Below are 26776 nucleotides of genomic sequence, written 5' to 3'. Positions count from 1 at the left end.
TGCTGCCAGAAGGTGAACGGACATGTCGCCGGCTGCCGCCCCAGCTGCGGGTATGAAGGACGGAAGCTTCTGCGGCCGTTGCCCTCGGCCACAGAATGAGCAGAACCTCCGGTCTCCCGAACGCCATATCGACAGTCATCGTCGCAGACGGGAATCGCAGCTGCAAGGGTAGTCGTCACTGAATATCTATTCTATGTCCGTTGGGTGTGCTGTTTCGCCTTGAATGGCGTCGGTGTTTGTGGGGTGCCCGGCCGGGCTGACGCTTTCCAGTGGGCGCTGCGCATGCGACAGCGAGCGTCGCTGCGGTGACCGCGCGACGCCGGGATGGGCGTAGCTGAGGGCGTGGGCCTGCTTCTCGCCGGGTGGCCGGCGTGCTACTGCTGGCCTTTGCCCTCAGCTACGTCGTCGAGGAATGGGTGCATCCGTCGCCGTTGCCCTCGGCCACGGAACATCAGCGCTTCTGGGCTCCCAGCGCGTGTTGTCCACACCTCATCATGCCAGTAGAGGTCGGGCGCTGCAAGGAAAGTCGGTTATGAATACCTACTCGACGAGGGTGCGACATCGGTTGACTGCGGAAGTAGGCAATCTTGTCGACCTGCCAGACTTACCAGTTTCGCTGGCCTCGGCGAAACAAAATCGGATGAGCTACCGGGAAGTAGGTCGATCTGGGGTGTCAACCAGGAGTTGGGCGACCGTGAGATCGGTGATGAGCACATTGACGTGCTTGCCGAGCAGCGCGCCGCGGATGGCGGCGAGCTTGTTCCGCCCGCCAGCGACGGCGACCCGCCGAGGAATCGTCTGCAACTCTGTGGGACTGATGCCAAGGATTCGGTCGCCGAGCGGGGTGTGCACGGCCTGACCTACGGCGTCGTAGAACCGCAGACAGACATCCCCTACGGCACCGCCAGCGCGTAGGGCCGCCTGGTCAGGCTCCGCGAGGGCGTTGCCGCTCTCGAGTAGCAGCGGCGAGGGCTCGAGGCTGCCGATGCCGACCAGTGCCATCGTCAGCTTCGGCCAGGTCTGCAGCACTTCCGCGACGGTGGGATCCCGCAACAACGCCTCGCGAGCAGCCTCGGTGCCGAGCATCGCCGGCGCCGGCATGAAGAGTGGCTCGGCTCCGGTCATCGCCGCGAATCGGCTCATCAGCAGGTTTGCGCGTACCTGCACGCGAGGATTCCCGACACCACCGACGATCTGGACAACCTGATCAACGACGCGGGTGCGGGACGGACGCATCCGTTCGACGGCGGCCAGCAGAGTCGCGCTCCACGAGGAGATACCGACCCGGTCCCCGCCGGTGAGGGTGGTCTCCAGGTATTCAGCTGCCGCCGCGCCCAGAGCTGGGAGCAGATCATCCACGCTCGAGGCATCGACCACCACGGCCTCATGTAGGTCGTACTGCTGCTCGATGGCCTCCTCCAAGTCGGTGTGGACACCGGCCGGCAGCGACACGATCGTCCGGACGATGCCGATCTCAGTAGCTCGTTTAAGCAGCCTGGACACACGTGCCTGCGAGATGTGCAACTCATCGGCGATGCTGGTCTGCCGCATGTTCCGTTCGTGGTACATGCGGGCGACCTTCGCGACAAGCCGAACCTGGTCGTCGCTGTATGCCGCTCGTGGTTTCGTGCCGACGACGTCCTCCTCAGCTGCGGCTTGGTGGCTGCCCTCTGGCACTTGCCCGAGAGCCGGTTGGCCGATCCCTGCCGATCGTAGCGCCCGCCTTCCGGTCGGCAGGCGCACGCGCAGCACGGCCTACTCGGAACCCCGTGTGGGTCAGCGTCGAAGCGCCCGGTGGGCCGCGTCCACGATGCCGGCGGGAGAGATCCCGAAGTGATCCAGCAGCCATCGGGCCGAACCGGTGGGCGCGAATACGCCGGGGACGCCGACGAACCTGACCGGAACCGGATGGTGCTGCACAACGGTCTCCGCGACCGCTCCGCCCAGACCACCCGTGGTCAGCGCCTCTTCGACGGTGACGATCGCGCCGGTGTCCCGAGCCGCCGCGACGACGGCGTCGACGTCGAGCGGCTTCACGGTCGGCATCGACAGCACCCGGGCCTCGATGTCAAGTCGACTCAGCAGCCCGGCGGCCTCCATCGCCGCGGCCACGACGGTTCCGTTGGCGATGATTGTGAGGTCGGTTCCTTCGCGGAGCCGGACCGCCTGCCCGGCCACGAAGCGGTAGTTCTCGGCGTTGACCGCAGCGACTCCCATCCGACTGACCCGGATGAAGACCGGCCCGGGATGTCCGGCCGCCCAGCGGACCGCCTGTCCGGTCTCGGCGGGGTCGCTGGGCACGATGACCGTGAGATTGGGTATGGCACGGAGCCAGGCCAGGTCCTCGATCGAGTGGTGGGTGGGTCCCAGTTCGCCGTACGCCATGCCCGGGCTCATCCCGCACAGGTTCAGGTTGTGGTTGGAGTACGCGGCGTCGACCTTGATCTGCTCGAGCGCGCGGGCGGTGAGGAAACACGAGGCGGCCGAGACGAACGGGATCTTCCCGCCGTTGGCCAGGCCGGCGGCAACGCCCACCATGTCCTGCTCGGCGATGCCGACGTTGATCAGCCGGTCAGGAAATCTGCTGCTGAACTCGCTCAGCTTGCTGGAACCCACCGAGTCGTTGACCACCGCGACGATCCGTGGATCGGTTGCTGCGAGCTCGACGAGGGTCGCCGCGTAGGCGTCGCGGCAGTCGTGCAGGACCTGATCGGTCGTCAAGGTGCTCACTCTGTCTCCAACTCAGCGAGGGCGGTGGCAACCTGGTCGGCGTCGGGGACCTTGTGGTGCCAGGCGACCTCGTCGCTCATGAAGGTGATCGGATGGCCCTTCACCGTGTGGGCGATCACGAACGTGGGTTTGCCGTCGGCCGGGGCGCGGGTGAGCACGTCGAGCAGCGCGCCGTGGTCGTGTCCGTCTACCTCGACCGGCTGCCAACCGAAGGCACGGATCTTGTCCGCGAGTGGCTCCAGCTCGTTGGTGTCAGCGACCCGGGCACCCTGCTGCAGCCGGTTGCGGTCGACAATCGCGGTGAGGCGCTCCAACCGGTGGTGTGCGGCGGCCATCATCGCCTCCCAGTTGGAGCCCTCCTGCAACTCGCCGTCGCCGAGGACGACGAAGGTGCGTCGACGGGAACCGTCGAGCTTGCCGGCCAGGGCGGTGCCGACCGCGATCGGCAGTCCGTGCCCGAGCGGGCCGGTGTTGGCCTCGACACCGCGGACCTTGGTCCGGTCGGGATGTCCGTTGAGCTTCGACAGCGGCTGCAGGAATGTGTCCAGGGCGACCGGGTCGAGCAGACCGGCGGCGGCCAGCGTGGCGTAGAGTGCGCCGGCCGCGTGACCTTTGGACAGGATGAGCCGATCTCGCTCCGGATCATCCAAATGGTCTGCGGAGATCTCCAGCACGTGCAGATAGAGGGTGGCCAGGATGTCGATGACACTGAATTCGCCACCGACATGCCCCAGCCCGGCCGCGTTGATCATGCTGATGTCGCGCCGCCGGATGAGCCGGGCTCCCTCCCGGATGTGCGCGATGATCGCTTCCCGGCCGGCCTCGGGGCCGATCCGACCGAGAACCGGCAGCGCCGGGGTGTCGGGGGCAGCGACCGGTGCCGCGTTCATCGGTCCACTGCCATTGATCGCAGCAGGGCGTCCTGCACCAGGCGTTGTGCGGTGAGTGCGTCCTGGCGGTGCTGTGCCTCGCGTAGCGCCTGAACGTCGAGCAGATCCAGACCTCGGTGCACCGCTTTGAGGAAGCGGATCGACAGCCGGGCCGCCTCGATGCTGTCCTCCCGGAACGGGAACTGGTCGAGCTGCCAGACGCCTTCCCAGTTGTTCACCCGCAGGGTGTAGAAGAACTCGAAGATCTCGGTGAGGTGGACGGTGCCGACGACCAGGTCGTCGTCCCAGCCGCGGAGGTTGTCGTTGACGTCCATCCCGTAGAGCCGGCCGTGGTCGATGAGCAGCTGAGCGGCGTCGGCGGGCGACTCTCCGCCGTACAGTGAGTGACCGAAGTCGAGCAGGACCCCGACGTTGTCCAAGCCGATCTGCTGGATGCCCAGCAGCGAACGGGCGGCGGAGTCCCAGGTCATGTGCACCCGGGGCTCGCGCGGCTTGTACTCGATGGCGAACTTCAGGTCGGGATGAGCGCCAGCGAGCTCGCGCATGCCGTCGACGGCCAGTGCCCAGAGCTGCCGGTGGTCAACCTGGAACGGGTAGTCCCAGCCGTCCTGACCGGGCCATATCTTGACGTAGTCGGCGCCGAGCTCGCGGACGACTCCGGCTGCCTCGTGCATCAGGTCGAGCGCGGCGGACCGCACCGCCGGGTCCGGGTTGGTGAAGGCACCCTTGCTGAACCTGCGCAGGTAGATCTCCGGCGTGATGCCGATGGCAGCCAGGCCGGCCTCGGCAAGCGCGTCCTTCACCTCGGACAGACCGACTCCCGCAGTGAACGGGTAGTTCAGATCGACCACGGACAGCTCACCGACCTCGCCCGCCCGGGCTATTGCTTCCAGGGTGGTGACAGCGGGGGCGTAGCCGTCCACCGCGTAGCGGTCGACGTAACTGGCGAAGTGCCACAGTCCGGCACCGAACCTCGGCTCACTAGGCATATCTATTCAACTCCGAAATCCGATTCATTAGAAGGTTACCAGAGCCCGGTAGGGGCGCAAAGCTTCCCAGCGCCCCTACCGGGCGGCGTACGTCACTCCAGCGCGAACAAGGTGTACGAGTCGGCGTTGTCCGCGGTGATCAGGGCGCAGTCGATGGACTGCTTTTCGGGCTGGCTGGCGGTACCGGTGCGAATCACCTCGTCGGCCTGTTCCACCGCGGTTTCGGCGATCAGCACGGCCGGCTGCAGGCCGGTCGCGAGCAACTCGCCGGCCTTGATCGCGGCCACCGCGTCCGGGCTGCCGTCGAAGCCGGCGATGACGATGTCGTCGCCCAGGCCGGCGGCCTTGACCGCGGCCAGCGCACCCAGTGCCATCGTGTCGTTACCCGCAATAATGCCCTTGATGTCCGGGTTCGTCTGCAGAATCGTCTCCGTCTTGGTGAACGCCTCCTGCTGGTCCCAGTTCGCCGTCTCCTGGGCGACCAGCTGCATGTCCGGGTACTGCGAGATCACACCCGAGTAGGCGCTGGAACGAACTCCGGCGTTGGTGTCGGAGGCCTTGCCGGTCAGCTCGACGTAACCGCCGCTACCGTCCATCGCCCGGACGAACTCCTCGGCGACCAGCGCAGCACCCTGTGAGTTGTTCGCCACGATCTGCGCGGTGGCCAGGCCGGTCTCGTTGATCTCCCGGTCGATGAGGAAGACCTTCACGTCGGCCTCGACCGCCTTTCGGATCGGGCCGATCGACGCGTCGGCGCCGGCGTTGTCCAGGATGATCGCTTTGGCCCCAGCGCTGATCGCCGAATCGATCAGCTCGGACTGCTTGTTGGGGTCGTCGTCGTGCGACGTCGACGTCGTCTCGTAGCCGAGCGACTCGGCCTTGGCCACCGCCGCGTCGGCCTCTGCCTTGAAGAACGGGTTGTCGTGCGACGGGGTGATGACGGCGATCAGCCCGCCGGCCGAGTCGGTCGAATCGTCGGTGGCCGGTGCGGTGCCGTCGTCGGTGCCGCACGCCGCCAGGGCGAGCGTCCCGGCGACCAGCAGCGCGGTCGCCCGCAGTACGGGAGAACGGAACATCGGTGCTGCCTCCTCAGTTGGGGTTTTGTGGGGAAGAGGGTGCCGTCGGCGGCGGCTGAGAGGATGCCTGTCTCGCCGCCGTAGCTGCAGTGGAGCGTTTGAGCCGTTGCTGGCCCTGATCGAGCAGCACGGCGAGGATGATCACCGCTCCCTTGATCACGATCTGCCAGAACGTCGAGACTCCGACCATCACGAGACCGTCGGAGAGAAAACCGATCACGAACGCACCGACCAACGCGCCGCGGACCGTGCCCCGCCCGCCGGCCAGAGACGCACCGCCGATCACGACGGCGGCGATCGCGTTGAGTTCGAAGGTCTCTCCGGACTGTGGCGCGGCCGAGGTCAGCTCCGAGGCGATGATCAGACCGACCATGGCGGCACAGAATCCGGATAGCATGTAGACCCACATTTTGACCTTGCGGATCGGTACGCCGGACAGCTCGGCCGCCCGCTCGTTGCCGCCGACGCTGTACAACCAGCGCCCGAACGGCATCCGACGGATCAGCACCATCGCGAGCAGGGCCAGCAGCACCATGATCCAGATCGAGGTGGGAATACCGAGCAGTCGGCCGCGGCCGAGGAAGCCGAAACCGGTGTTGCCCAGTTCCGGGCTGCCTTCGAGCCGGGGGAACGTGGCGCCGTCCGAGATCAGCATGGCGATCCCGCGCGCCACGTACAGCATGCCGAGGGTGGCGATGAACGGGGCCAGGTTGAATCGTGCGACGAGCAGCCCGTTGACCGCGCCGACCAGCATCCCGACCGCGAGGGAGATGACGATCACCGCCCACACCTGCGGGTACAGGACGACGTCGAAGGAATTGATCTCCCAGCCCTGCAGCAGCACCCCGGCGACGATGCCGGACAGCCCCACGATCGAGCCGACAGACAGATCGATGCCGCCGGTGAGGATGACTAACAGCATGCCCAGCGCGAGAATGGCGTTGATCGCCACATGGCGGGTCATCGTGATCAGGTTGCTGCTGGTCAGGTAGGTGTCGGACAGCGAAGCGAAGATGACCACGATGACGGCGAGGGCGATGAACGCCCGCAGCTCCAGGGCGGCGTCACCCAGCCGGCGGGTCCAGGTCGGTCCCGATCGCACCGTCGGCCGGCGTTCGCCGGCCGTGGCGGTGGCCGGCTCGCTGGTGCGGATGCTGGTCATGCGGTCGCTCCATTCGACGGTGGCGGCGGCTCGGCCTCGCCGGAGGCCGCCATGAGCTGCTCCTTGCTGGTGGTCGCCGGGTCCAGGATCTGCACCACCCGGCCGCGGTACATCACCACCACCCGGGTGGCGGCGTTCAGCGCCTCACCCAGCTCCGAGGTGGCGAACAGCACCGCGACACCCTGCCGGGCTTGGTCCGCCATCAGGGTGAAGATGTCCGCCTTGGCGCCGACGTCGATACCCCGCGTCGGTTCGTCCAGCAGCAGCACCTGCGGCTCGGTCAGCAGCGCCTTTCCGATCACCACCTTCTGCTGGTTGCCGCCGGACAGCGAAGAGATCGCTACACCGGCACCAGCGGCCTTCACCGTGACACTGGCAATCGTTCGGCCGACCGCGCTGGCCTCCTTCGCCCGGGCGATGAGCGGCCCGAGCCGGAGCCGCCGGATCGCCGCCAGTGTCAGGTTCTCGCCGACCGACATGGTCTGCACCAGGCCGTCCCGTTGACGATCCTCAGGAACCAGTACGAGCCCCAGGCTGATCCGCTCGGCGATGCCCGCCGAGGCGACGTCCCGGCCGGCTACCGCGACCGATCCAGCGTGCAGCGGAAGCCGGCCGGCTAGCGCCTCCAGAAGTTCGGTACGGCCAGCGCCCATCAGGCCGTACAGGCAGACCACCTCGCCGGCGTGCACGGTCAGGTCCAGACTGTCGACGGCGAGGCGAGCCGGGTTGGTCGCGTCCACGACGCTCAACCCGCGAATCTGCAGCAGCGGCTCGCCCGCCGGAGTCGTCAGCTTCGGGTACAGGTCGTCCGGGCTGCGACCGACCATGTTCGCGACGATCCAGTTCAGGTCGACGTTGGCGGCGTCGTCGGTGGCGATGAGCGTCCCGTCGCGCAGGACGGCGACATCGTCGGCGATCTCCAGTGCCTCCTCCAAGTGGTGGGAGATGTACACGATCGCCACACCGTTGCCGGTCAGCTCGCGGATGACCCGGAACAGCACCTCGACCTCGGAAGCGCTCAGCGCGGAAGTCGGTTCGTCCATGATCAGAACCCGGGTGTCGAGCGAGATCGCACGCGCGATCTCGACGATCTGCTGCTGACCCAGACGAAGGTCACCGACCAGGGTGTTCGGATCGATCGGCTCCTCCAGCCGGTCCAGCAGGGCCGCTGTGATCCGCCGTTGCCCTCGAGAGTCGAGCAGGCCTCCGCGCCCGGTGCGCTCACGCCGGAGGAACAGGTTGTCGGTCACGCTGAGGTTCGGGCACAGGTTGAGCTCCTGGTGGATGATCGCGACGCCGTGCCGGACGGCGTCAGCGGCCGACCGGAACGTCACCGGCGTGCCGTCCATCTCGATCACCCCGCTCGACGGCGTCTCCACCCCGGCCAGGATCTTCATCAAGGTGGACTTGCCGGCGCCGTTCTCACCGAACAGGGCGGTGACGGCGCCGGTACGGATGCTGAAATCGACTTCGGTGAGCGCGTGGGTGCCGCCGTACACCTTGCTGACCGCACGGGTGCGCATCACCACCGGCCCGGCGGTGTTCACCGTGCCACCGTCAGTTCGACCGGCGTGACCTGGATCAGCTCCGGGTTGCTGCCGTAGGTGAACGCACCCACGAACGACACCTGCTCGCCGGCTGCGGCCTCGGCGTCGAACCCTGCCAGCACCTTCGCCTTCACCTGGTTGTTCAGCTCGGTGGCGGCGTCGGCGTACTCCAACTGATTGAGGAACTGGTCGAAGGTGATGAAGCCGACGGCGTCGCGAAGGGCGGTGCCGTTGATCGCCGGCCCGATCTGCAAACTCACCTGCACCCCCGCGGGCACCCCGTCGATCTGCAGTGGCAGCAGGGTGCCCGCGACTGGTCCGGCCACGCCGGTGCCGGAGACGGCAAAGGCATAGCGGGCGTTCGGGCCGTCGCGGTGCCCGTACTCCTGCCCGGCCGCCGCCGGGTCGGCGGTGACCGCCTCCAGCAGCTGGGCGATGTCGACCGCGTTCTGTTCGATGGCCGGCACCACCTCTGAGTCGTAGCGCTGTGCGGCGTACTCGGAGGCGTCGAACTGCTGTGCCGCACCCGCGACGGCGGCTTCCTCCGCATCGACCACCTTGGTGGTGGACACGATCGCGATCAGCAGCGCCACCAGGCACGTACCGCCGATCACCGAGGGACGGCGTAGCAACGCTACGGCGGATTGTCGGGTTGTCTGCGTCATCGCGAAGGTGCTCCTCTCGACGGGGTTGTCGCGGACGGGTCGCGGCTCGTCCGGTCGTCAGTCGCCGACGTCCGGCAGGTCAGACACCAGACCGACCCTGGACCGCGCAACGGCTGCGGCCCACTCGGTCCGGCGCCGGGCCCGAGCCTCGGCCGCCATGGTGGGCTCGACGAGCATGCCTGCGGACACCGCCGCGTCGGCATCGGTCAGGCCGAGCGACTGCCGGGCGAGCGTCGCCGCGCCCAGCGCGGACGCGTCCACCGCGTCCGCCACCCGAATCGACCGGCCCAACAGGTCGGCCTGCAACCGCATGAGTCGACCGCTGGCGGTGGCGGCACCGTCGGTGTGCAGCACGTCGATCGCGGACGAGTCGACCTCGATCGCCTCGAGTACGTCGGTCACCTGGTGAGCGACACTCTCCAGGGCAGCCATCGCCAGATGCGCCCGGTCGGTGCCGCCGGTGATTCCGGTCAGGATGCCGGTCGCGGACCGGTCCCAGTACGGGGCGCCGAGGCCGGAGAACGCCGGTACGAAGTGCACACCGCCGGCGTCGTCGACCGCGTCGGCGACCTTCTCCAGCTGCCCCACGTCGGGCAGACCGAGAGTACGGGCCATCCAGGCGAGCGCGGCTCCGGACGCGATGATGTTGCCTTCCCGGGCATAGGTCGGCTTGCTGGTCAGCCAGGCCAGTGTTGTGGCCACCCCGGCGGCCGGGACGTCGGGGCGCGCGACCGCCGCCATCACCGAGGTCCCGGTGCCGTAGGTGGCCTTCGCCGTACCGGGCAGGTGACAACCGTGCTGGTACAGCGCGGCGTGCGAGTCGGCCAGCACTGCGGCGACTGGCAACTTCGCCGGCAGTACGCCGAGGTCGGCGGTGACCCCGAAGCCCGCGTCGGAGGCGCGCACGGGGGGCAGAGCCGCGCGGGGTACGCCGAACGCGGTCAGTAGGTCCGTGTCCCAGTCCAGCGTCGTGAGGTCGTAAAGCAGCGTTCGGGAAGCGTTGCCGGCCTCGCAGGCGAACACAGCTCCACCGGTGAGGTTCCAGACGAGCCAGGCGTCGACCGTGCCCACGGCGATCCCGGCCTGCTGCGCCGTGCCGGGTTGAGTCAAACCTGCCGCCGCCAGCAGCCAGGCCATCTTGGGTGCGGAGAACATCGGGTCCAACGGCAGTCCGGTCCGCTGGCGTACGGTGTCGGCCAGCCCGGCGGCGGTCAGCTGCCGGCACTTGTCGTCCGCTCGGGCGTCCTGCCAGCTGAGCACCGGGCCGATCGGCCGGCCGGTGCGGCGGTCCCACCCGACGACGGACTCCCGCTGGCTGGACACGGCGACCGCGGTGGGGGTCTGGCCGCCTGCGGCGTCGAGGCAGTCCCGAACCGCGGTCAGAACGCTGCGCCACAGCTCCTCGGCGTCCTGTTCGACCCAGCCCGGGCGGGGAAAGGTGACGCCTGCGGGGGCCGACGCCCGGCCGAGGACCGTCCCGGAGCCGTCGACGAGCAACGCCTTCGTGTTGGTGGTGCCCTGGTCCACCGACAGGATCGTGTCCATCGTCACCCTCTGGATATCTATTCACTATTGAATCAATTGGTCATCAGGTTACGGCCCCGTGACCACCACGTGTCAAGAGTCGGCTGCGTACCCGTTACTGCACGATCTGTGTCCGCTGGCGGCGTTCACCGGGCAGCGGCGGGCTGGGTGAGACCGGCAGGGTCGGCCAGCGCCGTCGCTCGTCAGCTAACCGGAGGTCCGGTACGGTGGCAGGCGAATTCTGCGGCCCCTCGACAACGCCAACGGCGGAGCGGCCGACGGCACCTGGGCTCAACCGGCGCCGAAGCAGACGAACGCGGCGGCCGTCGCATGCCGGGCCCCGACCGCACCGTCCGGGTCCGCGGCGAACGCCCGCTGTGCCCGGGCCAGCGCCACCGCCGGAGCATGCCCGGCCAGCATCTCGCGGTGCAACTCCAGCATCAGCGCGGTGGTCAGCTCGCCCGGCACCGGCAGCACCGTCGCGATCAGACAGCGGGCGCCCAGCGCCAGCAGCACCGCAGTGAAGCCCATCACCTCGTCGCCGGGGCGGATCCCGGCCAGCCCGGAATCACAGGCCGACAACACCACGCAACCGGGCGGACTGATGATCCGCTCCAGTTCGTACGCGGTCAACGGTCCGTCAGCCAGCTCCAGCGTAGAGAACAGCGGGTTGTCCGCCCGGAAGCGCCCGTGCGCGGCGATGTGCGCCAGCCCAGCGCCGTTGAGCGCCCCGGTTACCGCGTCGGCGGTGGCGGCGGCCCTGGTGAGCACGCGGGAGCCGGGCAGCACCGCACCGAGCTGCCGTACCTCGGTCTCGGCAGCCGGTAGTCGCGGCCCGGCCACCAGTACCGCTGGTCCGCCGGCCCGCTGCACCCCGGCCGCCGGTCCGCCGGCCTGCTGCGGGTCCGCCCCGCCGGTGCGTCGGCCGGTGGCCCGCAGCCACGCTGTCGCCGACGGGGCCACCGTCACCGCCCGGCCCGCACAGGTCGGCAGACCCGACCACGGTACGGCGTGTAGTTCGCCGATCGGCACGATCACCAGCGGTCGGTCGGCGATCAGGCCGCGTACCGGATCGAACAGCTGCCGGTCCAACGCGCCGGCCGTGTGCCGTACCCCGGCCTGGGCGTCGGCACTGTCGCCGGTGGTGACCAGCCGACGTAGACCGAACCGGTGCAGCCGGGCCACCCGTACCGTGTCGGTCAGTGACCCGAGATCGTGCAGCGTCGGCCGGCCGTCGCGGACCAGCACCGCGAGCAGCCGCTCGCCGTGCGCCACCAGTTCCAGCAGTACGGCGGCACCGAGCGCACCGGCGAGGTCGGCGACCCCGGGCGGCGCGAGCAGTTCGCCGCCACCGTTGACCCCTCGGGCCAGCTCCCGGATCCGCTGCTCCAGCCGGGCCTGACTGCCGCGTAGCGTCTGCACCGGGTTGCCGGCCAACAACGCGTCCTCGAGTGCGGCGCTGACCATCCGCAGCTCGGTCAGCGCGGTGGCCAGGTCCGGATCCGGCGGCGGTGAGACCCGCCGCATCCGTAGCGCGTTGGCCCGCCACCGTTCCGCCCAGGCGAACACCTGCGCCGGTGCGCCCCGCTGGATGGCGATGTCCAGGCCTTCGGCGGCCAGCTCCTTACCGTACGTCCCGCTGTTGGCCCGCAGCTCGGTCGCGCCGAGCGAGGCGCGGTGCCCGTCGAGTACGGCCAGTCCGTGGCGTAGCGCACGGGCCGCCCCGGCCTCGTCGCCGGCCAGCCGGTGGCGCAACGCCAGGGCGTACCACCCCTGGGCGCGGCGGGGTGCGGTGCCCCGCCGCCGGGCGTCAGCGGCGACCTCCAGCAGTTCGACCGCCCGGCTGTGCCGGCCCAGCGTGGTGGCCAGCCGGGCGGCCTCGATCCTGCTGGTCAGGGCGGGTCCGGGCCAGCCGGTGGCGTCGAGCTGGTCGGCGGTACGGATCATCGCGGCGAGCAGCGCGGGGGACCGAGTGCCCCGGGCGTACCCGGCCCGCAGCTCGACGTGCCGGGCGAGGATTGCCCAGGCCCGCCGGCCCTGTCGTCGGAACCGGCTACGCGCCGCCCCGGCAGTGTCGGCCGCAGTGGCCAGGTCGCCGGCGAGCAGGGCAGCCCGCGCCTGGGCGAGCAGCGCCTCGGCCAGGTCCGAGGCCATCCCGAGCCGGCGCAGCTCGGTCACGGCGGTCCCGGCCACCGCGACCGCCTCGTCGATCAGCGGTACGGACAGCAGCAGCTCGAAGCGGTCCAGCAGCAGCGCGGGGCGGGGCACCGCGAGCCGGCGGTACTCGTTGTCGACCTCGGCGAAGCAGTGCAGCGCGCCGGCCACGTCGCCGCGTTGTCCGGTGGCGATGCCGCTGTTCCACCGGGCGTCGGCGGCGGCCAGGTCCAGCCCGAGCTGACTGAAGATGGCCGCGGCGCGGTTCAGATCGTCGTCGGTGTCGGCATCGAGGTGGGCGTTCAGGTGTGCGTTGAGCAGTCCTCGGTTGTTGCGGGCGCGCGCCTCCAGCAGCAGGTCGCCCTCGCGGCGGGCGATCTCCACCGCTTGGTCGTAGTCGCGGACCGCCTCGTCGAACCGGCCCCGGTAGTGCAGCACCACGCCGCGCTGCATCCGGGCCCGGCCGGCGTCGGCGCCGGTCAGCTGCGGCAGGGCCAGGGTGACGACCCGCAGCGCGGCGGTGGTCCGGCCGGCGCTGGCCAGGACGTAGCCGAGGCTCATCCGGGCCAGTGCCCGAAGCCGGGCGTCGTCCCCAGCCCGCACCGCCCGGCGCAGGTGGCGTGTCGCGCCGGTCAGGTCGTTGAGCTCGCGTAACGCCAGGCCGATGGCGCGTTCCGCAGTGGACCGGGTGCGGGCGTCCGGCGCGTCGGCAAGCACCCGGTGGGCGATCGAGATGGCCTCGTGTGGGTAGCGCTGGACGGTGTCCAGGGCCCGCTGTGCCAGGTCGACACCGGAATCGGTGCGTTCGGTCACGAGAGAGAGAATTCCCCACCCGTGCACCCCGGGTCAACGGCGGCGCCCGGACGCCAGTCATTTAATTGACACATAACTATCCTTTGAAATAATCGTGTCGGTCCCGTAACCTTCTGTGGTCGCCCTCGTGGTGCCGGCCCCGTCTCCCACCCGCTTGGAGGGTCAGGTGTCGTCCGACCACCGTCACCCCGTGCCGGGTCTCCCCGGGCAGATCTCCCGCCGGCAGCTGATGGGGTGGTCCGCGCTGGCCGCCGCGCTGCTGCCCCTAGGTCCGGCGACCAGCTGGCCGCACCTGACCGGCCAGGCCGGCGCGCCAGGACCCGCCGACCGGTCCCTCGACCAGAGCTATCAACGCGCGTTCCTGGAGACCCTGGCCGCCCACCCGGCGGTACGGCGGTACACCGCGGCAGCCGGCAAGGAGTTCCTCTACCGCCCCCGGCAACTACTGGTCGCCCCGGCCGACGTCGAGCGGGTGACGGCCCGGCTGCGCGCCGACGGCCACCAGGTCACCGAGGACGACGGGTTCGCCCAGGTCGGCCGGCTGCGCTTCGACCGGGAGACCGACATCCCGGCCGTGGTCGACAAGCTCCGCGACCCGCGCCAGTGGCCCGGCGGGCGGGCCCCGCAGGTGCAGCCGCACCACGTCCTGCTCGGCTTCGGCAACATCATGGGCAACCCCGGCGGGCCACCACGGTTGGCGGCCGCGCTGCCACCGCCGGACCCGGCCCGGCTCGGTGAAGGGGCCGACGTCACGGTCGGTGTCTGCGACACCGGCATCTGGCGGCTGGCCGGCGACGTGCACCCGGACTGGCTCGGCGGCAGCTACCTGCCGGAGACCGACGATGAGGACCCGCTGTACCTCGGCGGCACCCAACTGGCTCTGCAGGGCGGGCACGGCACCTTCGTCGCCGGTGTCGTACGGCAGGCCGCCCCCGGCGTACGGGTCGACCCGGAGTCCGCACTGGACGCCAACGGCATCGGCGACGAGGAGAGCCTGATCGCCGCGATCGGCCGGCTCGGCCAGCAGGTGTCGGTCATCAACCTCTCCCTCGGCTACTTCACGCAGCACGACCAGCCGCCGTTGCCGCTGGCCAACGCCCTCGCCGCGCTGCCCAAGACGACGAAGGTGGTCGCCGCCGCCGGAAACGCCGGCACCAGCCGCCAGTCCTGGCCGGCGGCGCTGCCCGGGGTGCTGGCCGTCGCCGCCCTCGACGCGACCGACGGCGTCCCGGTGCCGGCCGACTACAGCAACTACGGCTCGTGGGTGGACGCCAGCGCGTACGGCGACCGCACCAGCACGTACGTCGACGGGGAGATGGTCCTGCCCGGCCAGCCGGTGCTGCACTTCGACGGCTTCGCCGCGTGGGCCGGCACCTCCTTCGCCACCGGCCACGTGTCCGGTCGGCTCGCCGCCCTGATGACCGGCACCGGGCTGGACGCGGCGGCCGCCGCGGCGGTGCTGACCGCCGGTCCGGCCTGGCACCCCGACTACGGCGTGCTGGTCGAATGAGCAGCCCCGACGCCGTCCCCGACCCAGCGCCGGCTACCGACCCACCGCCGGCTACCGTTCCCGACCTGGTTTCCGCTGCCGCCGACGGCGACGAGACCGCCTGGGCTGCACTGGTCCACCGGTACGGCCCGCTGGTAGCGGCGGTGATCCGCAGCCACGGGCTCGACCACGCCGACGCCGCTGACGTCAACCAGACCGTCTGGTTGCGGCTGGTCGAGCACCTCGGCCGGCTGCGTGAGGCACACGCTCTGCCCGCGTGGCTGGTGACCACCACCCGACGGGAGTGTCACCGAATGCTGCGGCTCGGCCGGCGTACGCAGCCGTTCGACCCGTACGACGAGTCGACCGACGCGCATGTCGGTGTCTTCCGGCTGGTCGACCCGACGACCCCTGACGAGGATCTGCTCCGGGACGAGCGGTGCCAGGCGCTGCGCGACGCGCTCGCCGAGTTGCCGCCGCGCTGCCGGGAACTACTCACGCTACTCGTCGCCGACCCGCCGGCCAGCTACCGTGAGATCGGCGAGCGACTCGGCATGCCCACTGGAAGTGTCGGCCCGACCCAGGCCCGATGCTTGGCGAAGCTGCGCAACTGCCCAGCCCTCGCCCCGTACGTCAGGATCGGCCCGCTCGGAGAGCAGCAGGGGAACGGAGGTGAACGTGATGCGGCAGTGGCCACCAAACAGTGACGACGAGCTGCTGATCGAGCTGGGTGCCGCCCTGCGCGACTCCGGACCGGTGCCGGAGCACTTCCTGGCCGCGGCACTGGCCGCGTTCAGCTGGCGGACCGTCGACGCCGAGCTGGCGGTCGCCGAGCTGATCTTCGACTCGGCTTGTGACCTGGAGCCGGTCGGGTCGACCCGGTCCGGCGGTACCGACCGGACCCTGACCTTCCGGTCCGGCCCGGTGGTCCTCGCCGTCGAGGTCACCGGTAGCGGGGTGGTGGGGCAGCTCTCTCCGGCCGCGCCGGGACGACTCAGCGCCCGGTCCGCCGCCGGGCAGTACGAGGACGTGCCAGTGGACGAGGCCGGGTTCTTTTCGATGGGCGTACCGCCGACCGGCCCGGTGCAGCTGCGGGCCAGCACCGCGACGTACAAGGTCCGGACCTGCTGGGTCAGTCTTCGCTGAGCCAGCAGATCCGGAACCTTGTCGGGACGGAGGTCACGGGTCCCGGACGCCACCTCCGTCCCTGCCCTGCGAGGTGGCTAACGGTCCTGCTTGCTGACGGTCACGTCGTAGCGCACACCACCCAGGTCGGCCCGGTCGGAGCCGTCGACGTCCGGGCCGAACTGCGTCACCAGTACGGCGATCGGCTTATCGACCGGGTTGGTGGCGGTGAACAGCAGTCGCATGGTCAGCCGCTCGTTGCCCCGGAGCATCAGGTTGTCCAGACTGGCCTGGCCCGGTTCGACGATCTCGACCCGGTTACGGCCCGCCTCCCGGATGCCCTTACCGGCCATGCCGCCCTCGACCCAGCGGGCGAACAACGTCGGCCCGAGATCCACCACGAGCCGCCCGCCAGCGGCCTGCAGTGGTGCACCTTCCGCGCTGAAGACCACGCTGTTGCGGGTCGGCTGGGCCAGTGCGTTGCCGATCGCGAACGGCCGGACCTCGGTCTGCCCGTTGGCCGACAGCGCCACCGAGTCGACGTTGCGCCACGCGATGTTGTTGTTCTGCCGGGTGTTCACGCTGATGCTCGGACCTTCGATGGTCATCGGGTCGTTAGGGGAGACCCAGCGGGCGAGCAGACAGAAGTGTCCCGGACCGGGGACACCGTTCCAGGGGATGGTGACGGTGGTGACACCGGCGTAGACCGGCACCGACATCCAGCCGATCTCGGTCCAGTGGGTGGGCCAGGTCGCGCCGCCACCCGGCGTGGTCCGGTAGACGTGGATCTCACCCTGCTCCATGCCGCCGGAACCGTACGGTCCGGGGTTGCGCAGCTTGATGAAGATGTAGTTGGTCTGCCCGACGATCGGGTTCTGGCTGGTCGAGCACTCGACGGCGGTGGGGCAGACCTTGATGTCGGGGCTCGCCCAGATCGGGTTCAGGCCGTGCGGCTGAATCCCGACGTCCGACGGATGGTCCTTCATGAAGACGTCGACGGGTGCGGCGGTTGCACCGCTGCCGGTCGAGCGGTCCAGCGCCGCCGCCGTGGCCGAGCTGACCGGCAGCAGCAGTGCTACGGCGGCAGCGGTTACCAGGGCGAGCGTTGATCGACGTACGCGTTGCGTCAGTCGCGTGGACAAGGTTCCTCCCGAGGTAGGGGTGTGAGAGGCAGACCGTGACGGTCACGGTCGCGCGGGGCGGATACCTCTACCGAGAGAGATCGATGGACAGAAATACCTTTGGTGGGGTGGTGGGATCGGCAGATGGCGAAAATTGCGGCGTCTGGCGTCCGGTGTCGAGTTCTGGGTTCTTCGGAGAGCTGGTCAGCTGGTTCTCATCAGAACAGGCGCCACTGCTGCCGGGGTGCGTTGAGGCAGTCCCACAGCTGCAACGGGGGCGCCGTCCCGCGTATCGGGTCCGCGCACATCGACGCAGCGGCTGGCGAACAGGCTCTGGATCTGCTGCGGCGCACTCGACGGGGCGACCACCACGGCAGGGCTGGGCGCGTGCTGGCGGGATACGGCGCGGCATTCGGCACAGCTGCTCGCCACGGGCCGGTGGGGGCCGGACACAGTGGAACAGACGATGAAGGCCGCTGACTGGGCTTGCCCTGGTCAGCGGCCTTCATCGTGCAGGTCAAAGGTTCTTTAGCAAGTGTGCCCCCGGCAGGATTCGAACCTGCGCTCCCGCCTCCGGAGGGCGGTGCTCTATCCCCTGAGCTACGGGGGCTCAGCGACCCAGGAAGATTAGCAAACCCAGCACCGGGTCGCCGAATCGGTATCCGCCGTGTCCGGTCCCGGCCGGCGCGGTGGTCCGGTCGCCGGCCGCGACGCCGGAGTTGCTCAGGCCGACCGGGCCGGGCGGGCGCAGCTGGGCAGCAGGTGCGTGACGATGCTCCGGGGCAACCGGCGGGGCAGTTCGGAGCTGGCCCAGGAGCCATCCACCACGAGATGCGCCCCGCGCCGGTCCGGTCCGCACAGCCGCAGCAGGAACTCGCGCGGCAGTGGCGGATCTATCGACGGGGTCAGGATCATGAACCGGGTCTGGCCGCGTACCGAGGCGGCCGACAGCACGTCGGCGGCCGGGGTGGTGCCGTGCAGCCGGGTCCGCCCGAGCCACCACAGGTCCGTCCGGTGCTCCCGGGCCGCGCGCAGCACCGTCGGGTAGACCCGCTCGGCCCACTCGTTGACCGCATCGACGCAGAGTCCGCAGGCGCGTTCCTCCGGCCGCCGGGGTGCCAGCCCCCAGGCGTCCAGGTAGTGGCCGACGTCAGTCGGGCTCAGCGTCAGCCCGAACCGCCGCTCGATCAGCGTCGCGACGGTACGCCGGCTCCACAGCTCGTCGTCCAGCGCGTGGTCCTCCGGCCATCGGCCCCGCAACAGGTCGATCAGGTCGAGTTCCTGCTCCGGTGTCAGCCCGCCAGCGTCACCGGTGGGTGATCCGCGACGGCGGGCCGCCACCGCGCCGTCACCGCCGAGCGTATGCCGTCGGCACCAGCTCGTGATCGATCTCCGAGTATCGCTAAGAAGTGCCCCCACGTCAGGACCAACGAGGCTGTATCAGGACGGTAGCGATATGTGCCTAGAAAACGTCTGAGACGGTAGAGTCCGTCAAAGTGTGCGAAGTCGTGGTATAGGTAGACATACCCGACCGGGTGCACCGGGAGGCGAGCAGGTACGACGCCGCCCGCCCCGGCGAAGGCCGGGACGGGCGGGTGAAGCCGGCAGGCGTAGGGGCCGCCGTCGGGCGGTGCGGTGTCAGCCGCCGACCTGGGACTGCAGGGTACGGATCAGCTCAATCTCCTTCTGCTGGCCGCTCACCATCGACTCGGCCAGCCAGCGCACGTCCTCGTCGTCGGAGAGCTCGAGCACACCGTCGGCCATGTGGATGCCGCCCAGGTGGTGGGTGAGCATCAGCGACAGGTACAGCCGGTCCACCTCGGCGCCGGTCGCCGCCCTCAGTTCGGCGCGCTGCGCGTCGGTGGCCATCCCCGGCATCAGACCGTCGACCACCGCCCACTCGCCGGTGGTCTCCATCCAGTCCATCCGGGGCTGGGTGCCGGTCGGCTCCAGGCCCCACTCGCGTAGCCAGGTCTGCATCATGCCGATCTGGCCCTGCTGGGTCAGCGCGATGTCGCTGGCGAGGGTTCGCACCGCCGGGTTCTCGCTGCGCTCCAGCACGATCATCGACATCTCCACGGCCTGCGCGTGGTGGGTCGACATGTCCCGGGTGAACCCGGCCTCCGGCGAGGTGTCGCCGGGACGCAGCAGACCGGGGGTGAGCAGGCCGGCGGCGTACCCGAGCAGGAGACCGACCACGACGGCCGCAGCCAGCCACGCGGTGCCGAACCGGCCACGACGGCTGGTTGCGGCCGCATCGCCGCCGGGCGGCGGTGGATCGGTCGGTTCCCCGCCGGCCGGGTCGGCCGGCCGGTCCTGCGTCGCCGGCCCGTCGACGGGCCCCCGCCCGGTGTCGGCCATCGCGTCCGTCTCCGTCCTGGTGGTCACGACCCGGCGCCGCCGTCCATCTGCTGCTCCTGGGCGCCGATGTCACGCGGGGTGGTGCCGGTGGCGGTGATCCCACCCGAGCAGGTGGCGCCCGGCTCGACGGTGGCGTTCTGCCGCAACGCCCGGATGAACTCGTCGATCCGTGGGTCGTTGACGTCGTCGACGGCCAACTGGTAGCCCCACGCCTGCAGCGAGACCGCCGACTCCAGGCCCTCGAACGGGCTCATCAAGGTGAATTCGTTGCCCCGGATCTTGCTGGCCAGCGTCTCGACCTGGTCGGCGGGCAGGCCCTCCTGGTAGGTGAGCCAGACCGCGCCGTGCTCCATGCTGTGCACGGCGTGCTCACTGGCGATCGGCGCGTCGTAGACGTCACCCATGCAGTTCTGCCAGTTCGGGTTGTGGCTGCTGCCGACCGGCGGCTGGATCTCGTACTCCAGCGGGCCCCACTCGTGCGACTGCTTGCCGGCCATCGGGTCCAGCGCCGCCGGGTTGGACTCCCGGTAGTTGATCAGGTCGGTGATGTCCGAGGCGCGGTCCTGCCATGACCGGGCCTCCTGGGATACGGCGTACGCCCCGTACCCGATGATCGCGGTGGCCAGCACGCCGACGCCGACCATCAGCGCGATCGGACCCCAGTTGCGCTCCTGGGTGACCTTGACCGGTTTGACCGGCTTGCGGCCGCCCTTGCCGGCCTTGCCGCTGGTCTTGCCGCCGGCGGTCCGGGCGGCCGTGGCACCACCGCCCCGGCTGCTCGCCGATTTGCCCTTCGCCGGCTTGCCCGCGGCCTTGTCGTCGGTCCGGGGCTTGCCGCCGGCCGCCGGCTTGCCGGTGCTGACCACGGAGGGGTTGCGGTTGTCGCCACCCTGGGTGCTGATGCTCATGGTGTGGTGCCTCGTCAGGTCGGTCGGTCAAGGGGCATTCAGCGGGGACACAGCAGGTGAGGGTCGCCGCCAAGGCCACGAGTCTACCCCCGGTAACATGCTTTGGTGACTCCCGCCAATCTCGCTGAGCTCGTCCGCGCCGCGGCCCGGTCGGTCTTCGTCGACCGTGACATCGATCTATCTTTACTCCCCGACGTGGTCACCGTCGAGCGTCCGCGCAACCCCGACCACGGCGACTACGCCTCGAACCTGGCGTTGCAACTGGCGAAGCGAGTCGGCACCGCCCCACGTGAGCTGGCCGCCGCGCTGGCCGCCGCGCTCAGCGAGGCCGACGGGATCGCCTCGGTGGAGATCGCCGGGCCGGGCTTCCTGAACATCCGACTCGACTCGGCCGCCGCCGGTGCGCTGGCCCGCACCGTGGTCCTGGCCGGCCGGGAGTACGGCCACAGCACCCGTCTGGCCGGCCGCCGGCTCAACCTGGAGTTTGTCTCGGCCAACCCGACCGGCCCGGTGCACCTCGGTGGCACCCGCTGGGCCGCCGTGGGCGACGCTCTCGCCCGGATCCTGCGGGCCAGCGGGGCCGACGTCGGCACCGAGTACTACTTCAACGACGCCGGCTCCCAGATCGACCGGTTCGCCAAGTCGTTGCTGGCCGCCGCGCGGGGCGAGGCGGCGCCCGAGGACGGGTACGGCGGGGCGTACATCGCCGACATCGCCGGTGCCGTGGCCGCCAAGCACCCCGAGGTCCGCGAACTCGACGACGACGCCGCCCGGGAGCTGTTCCGGGTCGAGGGCGTGGCGTTGATGTTCGACGAGATCAAGGCTTCGCTGGCCGGTTTCGGGGTGCACTTCGACACGTACTTCAATGAGAAGGACCTGCACGCCCGGGGCGAGCTGGAGCTGGCGTTGACCCGGCTGGGCGAGCAGGGGCGCACCTACCAGCGCGACGGCGCGACCTGGCTACGTAGTACCGACTTCGGCGACGACAAGGACCGGGTGCTGCGCAAGTCCAACGGCGAGTGGACCTACTTCGCCGCCGACTGCGCCTACTACCTGGACAAGCGGGAGCGCGGCTTCGACCAGGTCGTGATCATGCTCGGTGCCGACCACCACGGCTACATCGGCCGGCTGCGGGCGATGGCCGCCTGCTTCGGCGACGACCCGGATCAGACTCTGGAGATCCTGATCGGGCAGATGGTGAACCTGGTGCGCGAGGGGACGCCGGTGCGGATGTCCAAGCGGGCCGGCACCGTGGTCACCCTGGAGGACCTGGTCGAGGCGATCGGCGTCGACGCAGCCCGGTACGCCCTGGCCCGCTACTCGTCCGACTCGCCGATCGACATCGACGTGGAGCGGTGGACCCGGGCCAAGAACGACAACCCGGTCTTCTACGTGCAGTACGTGGCCGCCCGGACGGCCAGCGTGGCCCGCAACGCCACCGAGGTGGGGCTGACCCGGGGCGCACCGGACGACTTCCGGCCCGAGCTGCTCGACCATGAGAAGGAGAACGAGCTGCTCAAGGCGCTCGGCGAGTTCCCCGCCGTGGTCGCCTCTGCCGCTGAGCTGCGCGAGCCGCACCGGATCGCCCGCTACCTTGAGGAGCTGGCCGGGGCGTACCACCGGTTCTACGACAAGTGCCGGATCATGCCGCTCGGCGACGAGGAGATCACCGACCGGCACCGGGCCCGGCTGTGGCTCAACGACGCCACCCGTACGGTGATCGCCAACGGCCTGGACCTGCTCGGCGTCTCGGCGCCCGAGCGGATGTGAATGGCTGACACGACCCATGAGCGACGAAGGACGGTAGCGCCGTGCGCGCACACGAGGCCGGGGCCCTGCACGGTGACCTCGGCAGCCGGGGGCCGGGCTGGCTGCGTACCCCGGATGACGTCAACACCCTGCTGCCGCAGCTGTGGCCGCGGACGGTGACCCGGACGGACACCGGGTCGATCACCGTCGGCGGCCGGGACGTGCGGGAGCTGGCCGCCGAGTACGGCACCCCGGCGTACCTGCTCGACGAGGACGACCTGCGGGCCCGCTGCCGCGACTTCCGGGCCGCCTTCGCCGGCCAGGACGTCTACTACGCCGGCAAGGCGTTCCTGTGCCGGGCGGTGGTGCGCATCATCGCCGAGGAGGGCCTGCACCTGGACGTCTGCACCGGCGGTGAGCTGGCCGTCGCGCTGTCGGCCGGGATGCCGCCGGAGCGGATCGGCCTGCACGGCAACAACAAGAGCGTCCCCGAGCTGACCCGGGCCCTCGACGCCGGGGTGGGCCGGATCATCGTCGACTCGTTCGACGAGATCGACCGGCTGACCGCGCTTGGCCGGGAGCGGCAGGTCCGGCCGAAGGTGCTGGTCCGGGTCACCGTCGGGGTCGAGGCGCACACCCACGAGTTCATCGCCACCGCCCACGAGGACCAGAAGTTCGGCTTCTCGCTGGCCGGCGGCGCAGCGTTCGAGGCGGCCGCCCGGATCCTCGACGAGGGTGTGCTGGAGCTGCGCGGGCTGCACTCGCACATCGGTTCGCAGATCTTCGACACCGGCGGCTTCGAGGTGTCCGCCCGGCGGGTGCTGGCGCTGCAGGCGCAGATTCGCGACGCGCGCGGCGTCGAGCTGCCCGAGCTGGATCTCGGCGGCGGATTCGGCATCGCCTACACCACCCAGGACGACCCGGCGCCGGCCCACGAGCTGGCCAAGCGGATGAACAAGATCGTCGACAGTGAGTGTGAGGCGTTGCGGCTCGCCGTGCCGCACCTGTCGGTCGAGCCGGGCCGGGCGATCATCGGCCCGGCGGTGTTCACCCTCTACCAGGTCGGCACCGTCAAGGACGTCGACGGCATCCGGAGCTACGTCAGCGTCGACGGCGGGATGAGCGACAACATCCGTACCGCCCTCTACGACGCCTCCTACTCGGCGACGGTCGCCTCCCGGGCGTCGACTGCGGCTCCGATCCTCGCCCGCGTCGTGGGAAAGCATTGTGAGTCCGGGGACATCGTGGTGAAGGATGAATTCCTGCCCGCCGACGTGCAGCCGGGAGATCTTCTCGCGGTGCCGGGCACGGGGGCGTACTGCCGGAGCATGGCGAGCAACTACAACCATGTGCCCCGGCCGCCGGTTATCGCGGTCCGCGACGGAGCGGCCCGGGTGATCGTCCGTCGGGAGACCGAGGCCGATCTGCTGGCACTGGACGTGGGATAGCGCCGCAGGCGGCGGGACGACGTGGATAGCGCGTGCGGCGCGCGGTCGCGAGGTATGGGGTGAGCATGGGTAAGCCGGTACGGCTGGCGTTGCTGGGCTGCGGCACGGTGGGCTCCGAGGTGGTGCGGCTGCTGCACGAGCAGGCTGCCGACCTCGCCGCCCGGGTCGGGGCGCCGATCGAGATCGCCGGGATCGCGGTCCGCCGGCCCAACCGGGCCCGGGGTGACCTGCCGGTCGACCCGGCGCTGTTCACCACCGACGCGTTGGGCCTGGTCAAACGGGACGACGTCGACGTGGTGGTCGAGGTGGTCGGCGGCATCGAACCGGCCCGGACCTGGCTGGTCGAGGCGCTGCGCAGCGGCAAGAGCGCGGTCACCGCCAACAAGGCGCTGCTCGCCGAGGACGGCGGCACCCTGCACGACGCCGCCGCCGAGGGCGGTGCCGACCTGTTCTACGAGGCGTCGGTGGCCGGCGCCATCCCGCTGCTGCGCCCGCTGCGCGATTCGCTGCACGGCGACTCGATCACCCGGGTCACCGGCATCGTCAACGGCACCACCAACTTCATCCTCTCCGCGATGGACGCCACCGGGGCCGGGTTCACCGAGGCGTTGGAGGAGGCGACCGCCCTCGGGTACGCCGAGGCCGACCCGACCGCCGACGTGGAGGGGTTCGACGCCGCGGCCAAGGCCGCCATCCTGGCCTCGCTGGCCTTCCACACCCGGGTCGGCGCCGACGACGTGCACCGCGAGGGGATCACCGAGGTCAGCGCCGCCGACATGGCCAGCGCCAAGGCGATGGGCTGCACCATCAAGCTGCTCTGCATAGCCGACCGGGGCCCGGGCGCCGACGGCGCCGAGTCGGTCAGCGTCCGGGTGCACCCGGCGATGATCCCACGTAGCCATCCGCTGGCCAGCGTCGGCGACGCGTTCAACGCGGTCTTCGTCGAGGCGGTCGCGGCCGGGCAGTTGATGTTCTACGGCCGGGGCGCCGGTGGGGCGCCGACCGCCAGCGCGGTGCTCGGCGACATCGTCGCGGTGGCCCGCAACCGGCTCGCCGGGGTGCACACGGCCAGCGAGTCCGCCTACGCCGACCTGCCGATCCGGCCGATGGGGGAGGCGGTCACCCGCTACCACATCAGCCTCGACGTGGCCGACCGGGCCGGGGTGCTGGCCGCCGTCGCCGGGGTGTTCGCCCGGCACGACGTGTCCATCGCCACCGTGCGCCAGTCCGGCCGGGACAACGACGCCAGCCTGGTGATCGTCACCCACCGGGCGCCGGACGCCGCCCTCGCGGCCACCGTCGAGGAGCTGCGCGGCCTGGACGTCGTCCGTTCCATCGCCAGCGTGCTGCGGGTCGAGGGCGGCCAGTAGCCGCCCGGTACGCTGTGCCGGCGCGAACCGAGGAGGTTGTCATGTGGCGGGGCCTGATCGAGGCGTACCGGGACCGGTTGCCGGTCACCGACGCCACGCCGGTGGTCACCCTCTACGAGGGCAACACGCCGCTGCTGCCGGCGCCGGTGCTCTCCGCCCGGGTCGGTGCCGACGTCTACCTCAAGGTCGAGGGGGCCAATCCGACCGGGTCGTTCAAGGACCGGGGCATGACGATGGCGGTCTCCAAGGCGGTCGAGGAGGGCAACAAGGCGATCATCTGCGCCTCGACCGGCAACACCAGCGCGTCGGCCGCCGCGTACGCCGCCCGCGCCGGCCTGACCTGCGCGGTGCTCGTGCCGCAGGGCAAGATCGCGCTCGGCAAGCTCGCCCAGGCGCTGGTGCACGGGGCCCGCCTGCTGCAGGTCGACGGCAACTTCGACGACTGCCTGTCGATGGCGGCCAAGCTGGCCCAGGACTACCCGGTGGCGCTGGTCAACTCGGTGAACATCTTCCGGCTGCACGGGCAGAAGACCGCCGCGTTCGAGATCGTCGCCGGGCTCGGCGACGCCCCGGACATCCACTGCCTTCCGGTCGGCAACGCCGGCAACATCAGCGCCTACTGGATGGGTTACCTGGAGGACGTCGAGGCCGGCAACGCCACCCGCGTCCCGAAGATGTACGGCTTCCAGGCGTCGGGTGCCGCCCCGATCGTCTCTGGCGAGGTGGTCCGCCAGCCGTCGACGATCGCCACCGCGATCCGGATCGGCAACCCGGCGAGCTGGACCAAGGCGCTCGACGCCCGGGACGCCTCGGGGGGTCTGATCGACGCGGTCACCGACCGGGACATCCTGGCGGCGTACCGGCTGCTGGCCCGGGAGGTCGGGGTCTTCGTCGAGCTGGCCAGCGCGGCCAGCGTCGCCGGGCTGCTGCAGGCCGCCGCCGCCGGCAAGGTACCGGCCGGTGCCACCGTGGTCTGCACGGTCACCGGGCACGGTCTGAAGGACCCGGAGTGGGCGATCTCCACCGCTCCGGCACCGACCACCATCGGCAATGATCCGCTACTCGCGGCCCGTGCTCTCGACCTGGCCTGAGGACGGCGCCGGTCGGGTGTGACGCGGCTCGACCTGAGCCGTGTCGGTTTCGGCCAGGTCCGCTTCCGCGGCGTCGACCAGCAGCCGGGTCGCGACGGCAACGGTACGCAGCTCGTCGGTGTCCAGCCGGGCCAACAGCCGGGCCTGGCGGTCGGTGCCGGCGGTGACGATCCGGTCCATCAGCTGCCGCCCGTCGTCGGTCAGCTCGATCCGGCGGACCCGCCGGTCCCCGGGGTCCTCCCGGCGGCCGACCAGCCGGTGCGCCGCGAGTCGGTCCACGATTCCGCTGACCGTGGCCATCCGTACCCCGAGCACCTGGCTGAGCTCCTGTCCCGAGGCGCTGCCACGCAGGTACAGCAGGAGCAGTATCTTCAGCTGCGGCACGGTGAGGTGTGAGTCGAACAGCGGGTCGGAACGGTCGGAGGCGAACAGGACCTGCAGCCGGCGGCTGGTCGCCGTGATCTGGTCGATCAGTTCGTCCCGCTGGGCCACCTGCGCTCCCTCTGGTCCGGCACGGTGGTGGGCCGGCCGCCCGCCGTGCGCAGACGATATCCCAACAACTTC

Annotated in this window: 22 protein-coding genes and 1 tRNA gene; 7 read left to right on the top strand and 16 right to left on the bottom strand. The window is 70.4% G+C overall.

The features are described from left to right. Positions 1 to 645: 645 nt before the first annotated feature. From O7621_RS28970 to O7621_RS28925, 10 genes are all read right to left on the bottom strand, one after another. A complete protein-coding gene (locus O7621_RS28970; protein ID WP_282232136.1) occupies positions 646 to 1752 on the bottom strand; it encodes a sugar-binding domain-containing protein in 1107 nt (368 codons plus the stop codon). 24 nt (positions 1753 to 1776) lie between these two features. Next, on the bottom strand, positions 1777 to 2730 hold the full coding sequence (locus O7621_RS28965; RefSeq protein ID WP_282232135.1) for a transketolase C-terminal domain-containing protein: 954 nt from the start codon (positions 2728 to 2730) through the stop codon (positions 1777 to 1779). Further along, positions 2727 to 3620, bottom strand: a complete 894-nt coding sequence (locus tag O7621_RS28960; protein ID WP_282232134.1) for a transketolase — start codon at positions 3618 to 3620, stop codon at positions 2727 to 2729. The genes O7621_RS28965 and O7621_RS28960 overlap by 4 nt, the downstream gene beginning before the upstream one ends. After that, complete coding sequence (locus tag O7621_RS28955; RefSeq protein ID WP_282232133.1) at positions 3617 to 4609, bottom strand: TIM barrel protein; 993 nt, start codon at positions 4607 to 4609, stop codon at positions 3617 to 3619. Before O7621_RS28955 ends, O7621_RS28960 begins: the two co-directional genes overlap by 4 nt. A gap of 92 nt (positions 4610 to 4701) precedes the next feature. Then, positions 4702 to 5685 carry a D-ribose ABC transporter substrate-binding protein gene (locus O7621_RS28950; protein ID WP_282232132.1) on the bottom strand — a complete coding sequence of 328 codons (984 nt, stop codon included), beginning with the start codon at positions 5683 to 5685 and terminating at the stop codon, positions 4702 to 4704. 13 nt (positions 5686 to 5698) lie between these two features. Beyond that, positions 5699 to 6847 carry an ABC transporter permease gene (locus O7621_RS28945; protein ID WP_282232131.1) on the bottom strand — a complete coding sequence of 383 codons (1149 nt, stop codon included), beginning with the start codon at positions 6845 to 6847 and terminating at the stop codon, positions 5699 to 5701. Next, positions 6844 to 8394, bottom strand: coding sequence for a sugar ABC transporter ATP-binding protein (locus O7621_RS28940; protein ID WP_282232130.1), 1551 nt, complete (start codon positions 8392 to 8394; stop codon positions 6844 to 6846). Before O7621_RS28940 ends, O7621_RS28945 begins: the two co-directional genes overlap by 4 nt. After that, complete coding sequence (locus O7621_RS28935) at positions 8391 to 9059, bottom strand: DUF2291 domain-containing protein (RefSeq protein WP_282232129.1); 669 nt, start codon at positions 9057 to 9059, stop codon at positions 8391 to 8393. Before O7621_RS28935 ends, O7621_RS28940 begins: the two co-directional genes overlap by 4 nt. A 57-nt stretch (positions 9060 to 9116) precedes the next feature. Beyond that, positions 9117 to 10604, bottom strand: coding sequence for an FGGY family carbohydrate kinase (locus O7621_RS28930; RefSeq protein ID WP_282232128.1), 1488 nt, complete (start codon positions 10602 to 10604; stop codon positions 9117 to 9119). 270 nt (positions 10605 to 10874) lie between these two features. Continuing rightward, on the bottom strand, positions 10875 to 13550 hold the full coding sequence (locus tag O7621_RS28925) for a CHAT domain-containing protein (protein ID WP_282232127.1): 2676 nt from the start codon (positions 13548 to 13550) through the stop codon (positions 10875 to 10877). A gap of 190 nt (positions 13551 to 13740) precedes the next feature. Between O7621_RS28925 and O7621_RS28920 the strand changes: the two genes are divergently transcribed. From O7621_RS28920 to O7621_RS28910, 3 genes are read left to right on the top strand one after another with little or no spacing between them, the layout of a single operon-like run. Next, positions 13741 to 15060, top strand: a complete 1320-nt coding sequence (locus O7621_RS28920) for a S8 family serine peptidase (protein ID WP_282232126.1) — start codon at positions 13741 to 13743, stop codon at positions 15058 to 15060. Next, complete coding sequence (locus O7621_RS28915; protein ID WP_282232125.1) at positions 15057 to 15746, top strand: sigma-70 family RNA polymerase sigma factor; 690 nt, start codon at positions 15057 to 15059, stop codon at positions 15744 to 15746. Before O7621_RS28920 ends, O7621_RS28915 begins: the two co-directional genes overlap by 4 nt. After that, the gene (locus O7621_RS28910) at positions 15721 to 16185 is read left to right on the top strand and encodes a hypothetical protein (protein ID WP_282232124.1); all 465 of its coding nucleotides are present in this window, start codon (positions 15721 to 15723) and stop codon (positions 16183 to 16185) included. Before O7621_RS28915 ends, O7621_RS28910 begins: the two co-directional genes overlap by 26 nt. Before the next feature lie 77 nt (positions 16186 to 16262). Here the strand turns inward: O7621_RS28910 and O7621_RS28905 are convergent, their stop codons facing one another. From O7621_RS28905 to O7621_RS28885, 5 genes are all read right to left on the bottom strand, one after another. After that, a complete protein-coding gene (locus O7621_RS28905; protein WP_282232123.1) occupies positions 16263 to 17306 on the bottom strand; it encodes a hypothetical protein in 1044 nt (347 codons plus the stop codon). A gap of 517 nt (positions 17307 to 17823) precedes the next feature. Beyond that, positions 17824 to 17895: transfer RNA gene (locus O7621_RS28900), tRNA-Arg, on the bottom strand. 113 nt (positions 17896 to 18008) lie between these two features. Continuing rightward, positions 18009 to 18704 carry a winged helix-turn-helix domain-containing protein gene (locus tag O7621_RS28895; protein ID WP_348775271.1) on the bottom strand — a complete coding sequence of 232 codons (696 nt, stop codon included), beginning with the start codon at positions 18702 to 18704 and terminating at the stop codon, positions 18009 to 18011. A 219-nt stretch (positions 18705 to 18923) separates the two neighbouring features. Beyond that, positions 18924 to 19673 carry a DUF305 domain-containing protein gene (locus O7621_RS28890; protein WP_282232121.1) on the bottom strand — a complete coding sequence of 250 codons (750 nt, stop codon included), beginning with the start codon at positions 19671 to 19673 and terminating at the stop codon, positions 18924 to 18926. Next, positions 19670 to 20554, bottom strand: coding sequence for a DUF3105 domain-containing protein (locus tag O7621_RS28885; protein WP_282232120.1), 885 nt, complete (start codon positions 20552 to 20554; stop codon positions 19670 to 19672). Before O7621_RS28885 ends, O7621_RS28890 begins: the two co-directional genes overlap by 4 nt. 105 nt (positions 20555 to 20659) lie before the next feature. Here O7621_RS28885 and argS point away from each other — a divergent pair, with 105 nt between their 5' ends. From argS to thrC, 4 genes are all read left to right on the top strand, one after another. Next, complete coding sequence (gene argS, locus O7621_RS28880) at positions 20660 to 22324, top strand: arginine--tRNA ligase (RefSeq protein ID WP_282232119.1); 1665 nt, start codon at positions 20660 to 20662, stop codon at positions 22322 to 22324. 41 nt (positions 22325 to 22365) lie between these two features. Continuing rightward, a complete protein-coding gene (gene lysA / locus O7621_RS28875) occupies positions 22366 to 23751 on the top strand; it encodes a diaminopimelate decarboxylase (RefSeq protein WP_282232118.1) in 1386 nt (461 codons plus the stop codon). A gap of 65 nt (positions 23752 to 23816) precedes the next feature. After that, complete coding sequence (locus O7621_RS28870) at positions 23817 to 25121, top strand: homoserine dehydrogenase (RefSeq protein ID WP_282234783.1); 1305 nt, start codon at positions 23817 to 23819, stop codon at positions 25119 to 25121. A 41-nt stretch (positions 25122 to 25162) separates the two neighbouring features. Next, positions 25163 to 26212: a threonine synthase gene (thrC, locus tag O7621_RS28865; RefSeq protein WP_282232117.1), complete on the top strand. Its 1050-nt coding sequence runs from the start codon at positions 25163 to 25165 to the stop codon at positions 26210 to 26212. On the opposite strand, the gene O7621_RS28860 is transcribed toward thrC, so the two are convergent. After that, complete coding sequence (locus O7621_RS28860) at positions 26180 to 26704, bottom strand: MarR family transcriptional regulator (RefSeq protein WP_282232116.1); 525 nt, start codon at positions 26702 to 26704, stop codon at positions 26180 to 26182. The genes thrC and O7621_RS28860 overlap by 33 nt on opposite strands. Positions 26705 to 26776: the final 72 nt, after the last annotated feature.

This window comes from Solwaraspora sp. WMMD937 (assembly GCF_029581175.1).
GTDB lineage: Bacteria > Actinomycetota > Actinomycetes > Mycobacteriales > Micromonosporaceae > Micromonospora_E.
This window is presented reverse-complemented; position numbering and strand designations above follow the sequence as displayed.

What these genes read in the sequence shown, in the direction of transcription:
- O7621_RS28960 (WP_282232134.1), bottom strand. Translation starts at nt 3,620, where the DNA reads ATGAACGCGGCACCGGTCGCTGCCCCCGACACCCCGGCGCTGCCGGTT.
- O7621_RS28910 (WP_282232124.1), top strand. Translation starts at nt 15,721, where the DNA reads ATGCGGCAGTGGCCACCAAACAGTGACGACGAGCTGCTGATCGAGCTG.
- O7621_RS28870 (WP_282234783.1), top strand. Translation starts at nt 23,817, where the DNA reads ATGGGTAAGCCGGTACGGCTGGCGTTGCTGGGCTGCGGCACGGTGGGC.
- O7621_RS28885 (WP_282232120.1), bottom strand. Translation starts at nt 20,554, where the DNA reads ATGAGCATCAGCACCCAGGGTGGCGACAACCGCAACCCCTCCGTGGTC.
- O7621_RS28945 (WP_282232131.1), bottom strand. Translation starts at nt 6,847, where the DNA reads ATGACCAGCATCCGCACCAGCGAGCCGGCCACCGCCACGGCCGGCGAA.
- O7621_RS28950 (WP_282232132.1), bottom strand. Translation starts at nt 5,685, where the DNA reads ATGTTCCGTTCTCCCGTACTGCGGGCGACCGCGCTGCTGGTCGCCGGG.
- O7621_RS28930 (WP_282232128.1), bottom strand. Translation starts at nt 10,604, where the DNA reads ATGGACACGATCCTGTCGGTGGACCAGGGCACCACCAACACGAAGGCG.
- O7621_RS28935 (WP_282232129.1), bottom strand. Translation starts at nt 9,059, where the DNA reads ATGACGCAGACAACCCGACAATCCGCCGTAGCGTTGCTACGCCGTCCC.
- O7621_RS28915 (WP_282232125.1), top strand. Translation starts at nt 15,057, where the DNA reads ATGAGCAGCCCCGACGCCGTCCCCGACCCAGCGCCGGCTACCGACCCA.
- thrC (WP_282232117.1), top strand. Translation starts at nt 25,163, where the DNA reads ATGTGGCGGGGCCTGATCGAGGCGTACCGGGACCGGTTGCCGGTCACC.
- O7621_RS28955 (WP_282232133.1), bottom strand. Translation starts at nt 4,609, where the DNA reads ATGCCTAGTGAGCCGAGGTTCGGTGCCGGACTGTGGCACTTCGCCAGT.